The organism is Comamonas sp. (genome assembly GCF_036666375.1).
Taxonomy (GTDB): domain Bacteria; phylum Pseudomonadota; class Gammaproteobacteria; order Burkholderiales; family Burkholderiaceae_C; genus Comamonas.
In genome coordinates this window covers 1-9441 of sequence record NZ_JAVWWA010000144.1, presented here as the reverse complement: position 1 = coordinate 9441, position 9441 = coordinate 1, and the positions used below count along the sequence as shown (strand labels likewise).

8 protein-coding genes are annotated in these 9441 nt (G+C 67.4%); 4 read left to right on the top strand and 4 right to left on the bottom strand.

What is annotated here, in order from left to right; all coding sequences use genetic code 11:
- From RR928_RS22765 to RR928_RS22755, 3 genes are all read right to left on the bottom strand, one after another.
- Positions 1–109: thymidylate synthase (locus tag RR928_RS22765; protein WP_332684361.1), on the bottom strand; the 109-nt coding region annotated here is incomplete at its 3' end.
- A gap of 64 nt (positions 110–173) precedes the next feature.
- Positions 174–2192 (bottom strand): ABC transporter permease subunit, encoded by a 2019-nt coding sequence (locus tag RR928_RS22760; RefSeq protein WP_332684360.1) that lies wholly within the window; start codon positions 2190–2192, stop codon positions 174–176.
- A 56-nt stretch (positions 2193–2248) separates the two neighbouring features.
- Positions 2249–3292, bottom strand: a complete 1044-nt coding sequence (locus RR928_RS22755) for an amino acid ABC transporter substrate-binding protein (RefSeq protein ID WP_332539764.1) — start codon at positions 3290–3292, stop codon at positions 2249–2251.
- A 251-nt stretch (positions 3293–3543) separates the two neighbouring features.
- Here RR928_RS22755 and RR928_RS22750 point away from each other — a divergent pair, with 251 nt between their 5' ends.
- The 4 genes from RR928_RS22750 (at position 3544) to RR928_RS22735 (ending at position 7898) form a co-directional block, all read left to right on the top strand.
- Entirely contained in the window at positions 3544–4731 is a 1188-nt protein-coding gene (locus RR928_RS22750) for an aminotransferase class V-fold PLP-dependent enzyme (protein WP_332684359.1), read from the top strand.
- 24 nt (positions 4732–4755) lie between these two features.
- A complete protein-coding gene (locus RR928_RS22745; RefSeq protein ID WP_332684358.1) occupies positions 4756–5583 on the top strand; it encodes an aspartate dehydrogenase in 828 nt (275 codons plus the stop codon).
- 192 nt (positions 5584–5775) lie between these two features.
- Entirely contained in the window at positions 5776–7059 is a 1284-nt protein-coding gene (locus RR928_RS22740; RefSeq protein WP_332539760.1) for an O-acetylhomoserine aminocarboxypropyltransferase/cysteine synthase family protein, read from the top strand.
- A gap of 227 nt (positions 7060–7286) precedes the next feature.
- Positions 7287–7898 carry a hypothetical protein gene (locus RR928_RS22735; RefSeq protein WP_332549543.1) on the top strand — a complete coding sequence of 204 codons (612 nt, stop codon included), beginning with the start codon at positions 7287–7289 and terminating at the stop codon, positions 7896–7898.
- A 9-nt stretch (positions 7899–7907) separates the two neighbouring features.
- Here RR928_RS22735 and RR928_RS22730 read toward each other — a convergent pair whose 3' ends face one another.
- The gene (locus tag RR928_RS22730) at positions 7908–9329 is read right to left on the bottom strand and encodes an FAD-binding oxidoreductase (protein ID WP_332549542.1); all 1422 of its coding nucleotides are present in this window, start codon (positions 9327–9329) and stop codon (positions 7908–7910) included.
- Between the last annotated feature and the right edge of the window lie 112 nt (positions 9330–9441).

The window sequence follows — 9441 nt, the reverse complement described above, 5'->3', positions numbered from 1 at the left end:
CGAAGCGCAGCATCGCTCCGGGCAGGCTCAGGGTGCGAACGCCCGTGCGGTTGTCCTGCCAGCTGCCGTTGTCAAAGATGTTCTGGACGAGGTCGAGATACTGTTTCATAGGGCGGAATCGTAGCGCAAGCGGCAGCGCCGCACTGCGGGCGGCCGCAATGCCCTGCCGGCCCTCAATGCCGCGCCAGCCGGCGCGAAAGCCACGACAGCGGCAGGCAGATCAGCAGATAGAACAGTCCTACGAAGCAATAGACCTCGACGAAATAGGGGCGCCAGGCGGTGTCGGCGACCACGGTCTTGGCCGCGGCCAGCACGTCGAACACGCCGATGATGGCGACCAGCGAGGTGTCCTTGACCGCGCCGACAAACACGCCCAGCGCGGCCGGCGCGGCGAGCACGCGCGCCTGGGGCAGCACCACGCTGGCCAGCACCGTCGCCGCGCGCATTCCCAGCGCCTGGGCCGCCATGGCCTGGCTTTGCGGCACGGCCTGCAGCGCGCCGCGCAGCACTTCGGCCAGCATGCAGCCGGTGTGCAGCACGATGGCAAACAAGGCCAGCTGGAACTTGGCGCTTGACCAGTCGCCGCCGACAAAGATGGGAATCCAGAACGAGGCCACGAGCAGCTGCACCACCAGCGGAATGCTGCGCACCGCGTCGACCAGCGCGCCCGCGGGCCAGCGCAGCCAGCGCCGCGGGCTGCGGCGCAGCAGCGCCAGCGCCACGGCCAGCGGCAGGGCCAGCAGGATGGCGCTCAGCGCCATGGCCAGCGTCGCCAGCAGCCCGCCCCAGGCGACCACGGGCAGCGCGGGCCATAGCCCCATGCCGCCGGCCAGCACCAGCACCACGGCAAGGCCCGCGGCAAACACCAGCGCCGCGCGCAGGCGCGGGCCCAGGCGTGGCCACAGCAGCAGCCCGATCACGGCGGCCAGCAGCGCACAGGCCAGCGCGGCCTGGGGGCGCTGTTCGGGTGCGATGGTGCCGAACGTCAGCAGCGGCGCGTTGTACGTGACCACGGCCCAGCAGGCGCCCGTGGCCTGGGCGCAGGCATCGGCCGTGCCGGTCCAGACCGCATCGAGCAAGGCCCATTGCAGGCCGCGCCACAGCAGCCACAGCGTGGCCGCGGACAGCAGCAGCGTCAGTGCGGCGCGCGCGCGCCCGCGCCACAGCCCTGCGGCGTCGAACGCCGGCAGGCGCAGCACCTGGCCCAGGCGCAGCGTTCCCGCGCCGTCGACGCTGTAGCGGTTGACATGCGCGTTGTATTGCGCGATCGCCCAGGCAAGCAGCGTGCCCAGCAGCACATAGAAGGCCATGGCCAGCGTCATGCCTTCGATCGCGCGGCCGGTCTGGGTGATGGTGGTGTTGATGATGGCCATCAGTTCCTGGTAGCCGATCGCGATCGCCAGCGTGCTGTTCTTGATCAGCATCAGGCATTGATTCGCATAGGGCGGCACGGCCACGCGCACCGCATAGGGGTAGATCACATGCCGCGCCAGAGTGGCGGCGTTCATTCCCAGGGCCTGTCCCGCGTTGACCTGGCCCACGGGCACGGCCAGCACGCCGCCGCGCACCACGTCCGAAATGAATACCGCATGGAAGATCGTCAGGCCCAGCAGCAGGGTCGTGAGTTCGGGGCTCAGGCTCCAGCCGCCGCGCAGGCCCAGGCCCGCGAGCCGCGGCAGGTCCCAATGCAGCGCCGACCAATCCTGCGCGGCCATCGCCCACAGCAGCGCCAGTCCGGCGAACACCGCGGCCTGGGGCCGGCTGCGCCGCCACAGCGTGGCGCAAGGCAGCAGCAGCCATAGCGGCCACCAGACCGCACCCTGCAGCATGGGCAGGGCCAGGCCGCGATTGGACAGATAGACGCCGGGCAGCGGCTGCCAGGCTTCGCGCACCACGGGCAATTGCAGCAGCAGCGCGTACCACATGAACATCTGCAGCAGCACGGGCGTGTTGCGAATCGGCTCGACCACGCAGGCCAGCACGCGCGCCAGCAGCGGGTGGCGCGACAGGCGCAAGACGCCCAGCAGCAGGCCCAGCGCCGTGGCCAGGGGAATGGCGATCGCGGCGACGGTCAGGGTGTTGACCAGGCCTGCAAGCAGCAGTTGCCAGTAAGGGTGTTCGGCCGTGACGGTCCACAGGCTTTCGGCGATCTGAAAGCCGGCGCGCTGGCCGAGGAAGCTGAAGTCCAGCATGGAAAATAGTGCGGCCCGGGCGCCTTGTCAGCGCCCGGGCCGCAGCCTGTACTGGATTACTGGAAAGGCGGAGCGTAGAGCAGGCCGCCCTTGTTCCACAGCGCGTTCTGGCCGCGCTCGAGCTTGAGCGGCGTCTTCAGGCCCACGTTGCGGTCCCAGATCTCGCCGTAGTTGCCCACGGCCTTGATCACGTTGTAGGCCCACTTGTCGCCCAGGCCGAAGCTCTTGCCAATGCCCGCATCCAGGCCCAGCAGGCGGCGCACCTGCGGGTCCTTGCTGGCGCTGAAGCTGTCGACGTTCTTCGACGTGATGCCCAGTTCCTCGGCCGTGACCACCGCATGCACCGTCCACTTGACGATGTCCACCCATTGCGTGTCGCTGTCGCGCACCCAGGGGCTCAGCGGCGACTTGTTGACGCGCTCGGGCAGGATCACGAAATCATCGGCATTGCCCGCGCGCGAAGAGCGGCTCGCGGCCAGCGTCGAGGCATCGGACAGATAGACATCGCAGCGGCCCGCGTAGAACGCCTTCTCGAGTTCCACCAGATTTTCGATCACCACCGCGCGGTACTGGATCTTGTGCGTCGCGAACCAGTCGACGAGGTTTTGCTCGTTGTTGGTTCCGGGCTGCACGCAGACCTGGGCGCCGTCGAGGTCCTTGGCGCTCTTGACGCCCAGCTTCCTGGGCACCATGAAGCCCTGGCCGTCATAGAAGACGATGGCCGGCGCCGTGACGTTCATGCCCGCGTCGCGGCCCGAAGTCACCGTGGTGTTGCGGTTGAGCACATCGATCTCGCCCGACTGCAGCGCGGGAAAGCGCTGCTGCGAGCTCAGCGGAACGTAGCGCACCTTGTCGGGTGCGTTGAGCACGGCCGCGGCCAGCGCCTTGCAGAAGTCCACATCGAGGCCGCTCCAGCGGCCCTGGTTGTCGGCCAGCGACAGCCCGGCCGAACCCTGGCTCACGCCGCAGACCAGCTGGCCGCGCTTCTTGATCGTGTCCACCGTGGAGTTCTGGCTTTGGGCGCTTGCGGGAAACAGTGTCAGGGCGGCGGCTGCGCCCGCGGCAGCCAGAGTGAAGCGACGCAGTAAGGATTTACGCATTTGGAGAGCAGGTGATAATGATTGATTCTGGGTTCGGCAGGGCTGCGCAAGACCGAAGAAAATCATTTTGATAATGATTGGCGGTTTATTGTTTGCGCGGGAAAGTCGGTGCTTCGAGCTCTTGCTGCGATTGTAGGGAGTCAATGCCATAAACAGTGGATTTCACATAGACGGATTTTCACTATGCATATGACTTAAAAAGTGATGTGCGAACTTCGTAAAAGATGCAGCGTGGTCCTAGAATTTCAGCCATGACCACGAGTACCGACGCGCCGGCCTGGCAACAGGCTTTTCGCAACCATTTCCCGATCACGGCGCAGAAGATCTATGTCTGTCAGGCCTATGCCAGCCCGATGGCGCCGCGCGTGAGCGATGCCATGGGGCATTTCTTCTCCAGTCTCAGCATGGCGCGCGCCGACAAGCCCGAGTGGCTGGCCGCGGCCGAGGGCGTGCGCACCCAGGTCGCGCAGCTGATAGGCGGCAAGGCCCGCCATGTCGCGTTCACCAAGAACACCACCGAAGGCCTCAACATCGTTGCCCAGGGATATCCCTGGCGGCCCGGCGACAGCCTCGTGATCGACGACCAGGAGCACCCGGTCAACACCGTGCCCTGGCTGCACCTGCGCCAGCGCGGCGTCGAGGTGCGCGTGGCGCGCACCGAAGACCGGCGCGTGACCGTCGATTCGATCTGGTCGCAAGTCGATGCCAACACCCGCCTGATCGCGGTTTCCTATGTGCAGTACAGCACGGGCGTGCGCGCCGATATCCAAGCGCTGGCCGAGCGCTGCCGCGCCCAGGGCATACACCTCGTGGTCGACGGCATCCAGGGCGTGGGCCTGCTGCCCATCGAGGTCGAGAACTGGGGCATCAGCGCGCTGTCCTGCGGCGCCTACAAGGCGCTGCACGGGCCGCTGGGCCTGGGCTTTCTGTACGTCGCGCCGGCGCTGCTCGAGCAGCTGCAGCCCGCGCACTTCGGTCCGTCGTTCGCCAACCGCATCGACAAGAGCGTCGAAGGCTGGGGCCTCAAATCCGGCGCCGGCGATGCGCGCGTGCTCGAAGGCGGCAACATCAACTACCCCGGCGTCTACGGCCTGGCCCAGGCGCTCTTGATGATAGAGGAAGCCAAGGTCGAGAACCTCGCGCCCTGGACGCTGGCGCTGGCCGCGCGGCTGGACGCCGGACTGCGCGCCCAGGGTTTCCAGATTCTCTCGTCGACCCATCCGGGCGAGAACAGCACCATCGTCTGCATACGCCATCCCCAGGCGTTCGCGCTGCGCAAATACCTCTATGCCCAGGGCGTGGTCTGCAACCTGCTCGATACCGGCTCGATCCGCTTTTCCATGGGTGCTTACAACACGCCCGAGGAAATGGACGCCATCCTGAAGATCACGGGCCGTTTCATGGCCGATGCGCAGCTGCGCAGCTGCGCATGCAGCTGATGCTGCCGACCGCGAGCACGGCCTATGCGCGCTGAACCGCAGCGCGCCGCGGCGCGCATCGCCGTCATCGGCCATGGCGCGATGGGCCGCTATCTGCTGCCGCGGCTGGCGCAGCTGCTGCCCAGGGCCGAACTGGCGCTGGTGCTGCGCGATACGCCGGACAAGGTGCCTGCCGGCACCACCGTGCTCACGGGCGCTGCGCCGCTGCTTGCCTGGCAGCCCGGCCTGCTGATCGAATGCGCAGGCCATGGCGCGGTGCGCGAGCATGTGCCGGGCGCGCTGCGTGCGGGCGTCGATGCGATCATCACTTCGGTCGGCGCGCTGGCCGATGCGGGCTTGCGCGCCGAGCTGGAAGCCAGCGCGCTGGCGGGCGCCAGCCGGCTGATCACCGTCGCGGGGGCGATCGGCGGACTGGATGCGCTTGACGCCGCGCGCAGCGCGGGCCTGGACAGCGTGCGCTATATCGGCCGCAAGCCGCCGCTTTCATGGAGCGGCACGCCCGCGGCCGACGCGTTCGATCTGGCGGCGCTCACGCAGCCCACGGTCATTTTCGAAGGCTCGGCCGGCGCGTCCGCGCGCGCCTATCCGAAGAACGCCAATGTGACGGCCGCCGTGGCGCTGGCCGGCATAGGCTTCGAGCGCACCGAGGTGACGCTGGTCGCCGACCCGCGCGTCACGCAGAACTGCCATGAGCTCGAGGTGCGCGGCGCGTTCGGCGAATTCCAGATCCGCCTGGCCAACGCGCCGCTGCCCGACAACCCGAAAACCTCCTGGCTGGCCGCGCTGAGCCTCGAGGCGCAGATTCGCGCCTACTTCGGCTTGGCGTCCTCGGCCGAGGGGGCCCGGGCATGAGAATATCGCGGATGTATGCTTGGAGGATAATCGCATCGCATTGCGCAGGCCGTGAATGGATCGCGGCCTGCACATAATGTCCCAAGAATGCTGCTTATATGTATAAGCAGTTTATATATATTGATTCACCAAAGCGCCGAATATAAAAATCCCGTTCGGCATTCCAACCTGCACTTTCGAAAAGGCAAGAAAATGCGCATTGAAACCCTGGCAGTCCACGCCGGCTACAGCCCCGATCCCACCACCAAGGCCGTGGCCGTTCCCATCTACCAGACCGTGGCCTACGCGTTCGACAGCGCCCAGCACGGCGCCGACCTGTTCGACCTGAAGGTGCCGGGCAACATCTACACGCGCATCATGAATCCGACCACCGACGTGCTGGAAAAGCGCGTCGCAGCGCTCGAAGGCGGCATTGCGGCGCTGGCCCTGGCGTCGGGCATGGCGGCGATCACGGCCGCGATCCAGACCATTGCCGAAGCCGGCGACAACATCATCTCGGCCTCGACGCTCTATGGCGGCACCTACAACCTGTTTGCCCACACCTTCCCGCAGCAGGGCATAGAAGTGCGCTTCGCCGACGCGCGCGATCCCGCCAGCTTCGGCAAGCTGGTCGACGCCAGGACCAAGGCGATCTTCATTGAGTCGATAGGCAACCCGCTGGGCAATGTGACCGACATCCGCGCGCTCGCCGATGTCGCCCACGCGCACGGCGTGCCGCTGATCGTCGACAACACGGTGCCTTCGCCCTACCTGCTGCGCCCCATCGAGTTCGGCGCCGACATCGTCGTGCATTCGCTGACCAAGTACCTGGGCGGCCACGGCACCAGCGTGGGCGGCGCCATCGTCGACAGCGGCACCTTCCCCTGGGCCGAGCACCGCGAGCGCTTCCCGCGCCTGAACGAGCCCGATGTCAGCTACCACGGCGTGATCTACACCGAAGCCCTGGGCCCCGCGGCCTACATCGGCCGCGCGCGCGTCGTGCCGCTGCGCAACATGGGCGCAGCGATCTCGCCGCAGAACGCCTTCCAGATCCTGCAAGGCATTGAAACCCTGGCGCTGCGCATGGACCGCATCTGCGAGAACACGCAGAAGATCGCCGAGACGCTGCAAAAGCACGCCAAGGTCGAATGGGTGCGCTATGCGGGCCTGCCCGACCACCCCGACCACGCCATCGTGCAAAAGCAGTCGGGCGGCCGCGCTTCGGGCATCGTGTCGTTCAGCCTCAAGACCAGCGCGGGCGATGCGCGCGCGGCCGGCGCGCGCTTCCTCGATGCGCTGCAGTTGTTCACGCGCCTGGTGAACATCGGCGACGCCAAGTCGCTGGCCACCCATCCCGCGTCGACCACCCACCGCCAGCTTGACGCCGCGGAGCTGGCCAAGGCCGGCGTGACCGAAGGCATGGTGCGCCTGTCGGTGGGCATCGAACATATCGACGACCTGCTGGCCGACCTGGACCAGGCGCTGGCCCAGGTCTGATCAGTCCGGCGTTCACCGAAAAACCCGACGGCCTGACCGTCGGGTTTTTTCATGGGCGGGCCGCAATGCAGGCGGCGCGTTGACCGACAGCCACTGCCCTGCGGCGCGGGTCAAAATGGTGCGCAGTACGGCCAGGGCGCGCATGTGTGCCAAGGCCGTGATAAAAAATTGACATGCGGCAGCGGCCGTGGGCGCTGTCGTCAACCTTTCGCTCAAAGGTGTGCATCATGCGTTTCGTGTTTTTTTCCGTTCAGACGGCCGTCGCCCTGGCTGCGGCGGGCTTGCTTTGCGCGTGCGAACCCAAGCCGCCCGCGCCCAAGGCCGCGCATGCGGCAACCGTGCCGGCCGCCCCGGTGCCGTTGACGACCCAGGATGTTTCGGCCACGGCTGCCGTGATCCTCAAGGACAAGCCCGTGCCCGCGCAGGCCGAAGCGGCCCAGGTGCCGGCGACGGCGGGCGCGCCGCTCGAGCCCTTGCTGAGCCTGGCCGATTCCGTGGGCAAGTATCCGTATGACGGCGACAACTATCTGGAGCAGGGGGTGCTCGCGGCGCGCCTGCGTGCCTTGCTTGGCGAGCGTTATCCTGTGCTGCTGGCCAATATGCGCACGGTCTCGCCGCTGACCTCGGCTGGCGGCCTGTGGTTCATCACGGGCAACCGGCCGCATGAAGGCGGTGTCGAGGCCGGCGCCGTGGTGATTGATCCGCGCGCCAACGCGCTGCGCGTATGGCTGCTCAACGCGGGCCAGTCGGAGGAGTTCATCGATCCGCCGGCGGCCGTGGTGCCCTGGCCCAAGGACGTGCAGACCATGATAGGCAACCAGCGCCGCAACGCGCAGTAACCGTGCGTCTTACTCCCGGGGCAGCACGCAGCCCGGGTTCATGATGCCCTTGGGGTCCAGCGCCTGCTTGATCGCGCGCATCATGCCCAGCGCCACGGGCGACTGGTATTTCTGCAGCTTGTCGACCTTGAGCGCGCCCACGCCGTGCTCGGCGGAGAACGAGCCGCCGAACTTCGCCACGGCCTCGTAGACCAGATGGTTGACGCGGTCTTCCTGGTCGCGCAGGAAGGCCTTGGGGTCGCCTTCTGCGGGCGCCTGCACGTTGTAGTGCAGGTTGCCGTCGCCCAGATGGCCGAAGTTGACCAGGCGCACGCCTGCAATCTCGGCCTGCAGCAGCGCGTCGGCGTATTCCACGAACGCCGGAATGCGCGAAGCCGCGATCGAGATGTCGTGCTTGATGTTCAGGCCTTCCTCGGCCTGGGCCAGCGGAATGCTTTCGCGCACATGCCACAGGCCCTTGGCCTGGGCAATGCTTTCGGCCACCACGGCGTCGAGCACGCAGCCGTCCTCGAACGCCATTTCCAGCAAGGCCTCGAAGCGCCCGCGCGCATGGGCTTCGGATTCGCTGTCGGAGTTCTCCAGCAGCACGCAGTAGGGCGCGTCGGCCAGATCGGCGAACGGCACGCGCAGCTGCGGCATATGGCGCACGACCAGGCTCAACGCGAACTTGCCCATGACTTCAAAGCCCGTGAGGCCCGCGCCCAGTTGCTGGTGCGCCAGGCCCAGCAGGCGCACCGCGGCTTCCATCGACGGCACGGCGGCCCAGGCCGTGAGGCGCGCGGCCGGCTGGGGAAACAGCTTGAGCGTGGCGGCGGTGATCACGCCCAGCGTGCCTTCGCTGCCGATCAGCAGATCGCGCAGGTCGTAGCCGGTGTTGTCCTTGCGCAGCCCCTTGAGCCCGTCCCAGATCTCGCCCTGGGGCGTGACCACTTCGAGTCCCAGGCACAGATCGCGCGTATTGCCGTAGCGCACGACCTGCGTGCCGCCCGCATTGGTGCCCAGGTTGCCGCCAATCGTGCAGCTGCCTTCGGCGGCCAGCGACAGCGGAAACAGCAGGCCCGCGGCATCGGCCGCCTGCTGCACGTTCTGCAGAATGCAGCCGGCTTCCACCGTGAGCGTCAGGTTGTCCTTGTCGAGCTGGCGCACGGCCTGCATGCGCTGCAGGCTCAGCACGATCTGCGTGCCGCTGGTGTCGGGCGTGGAGCCCACCGACAGGCCGGTGTTGCCGCCCTGGGGAATCAGGCTGGTGCCGCTGTCGTGGCAGGCGCGCACCACGGCCGCGACTTCGGCGGTGCTGGCCGGGCGCACCACGGCCAGCGACTTGCCGCGGCTGCGGCGGCGCCAGTCCTGCTCCCAGGCGCTCAGGTCGCCTTCGGTCAGTACATGGGGAGCGCCGACGATCTGGCGCAGGGTATCGAGCAGAGTGGACATGGTGACGGTTCTCGCAAAAAAATCATTCAGCCCGCGGCGCCGAGGGCCGAAGCCTTGACGGCGCGCTGGCGCCAGCGCACATGCAGCGTGCAGGCGACGAACAGCGACAGGC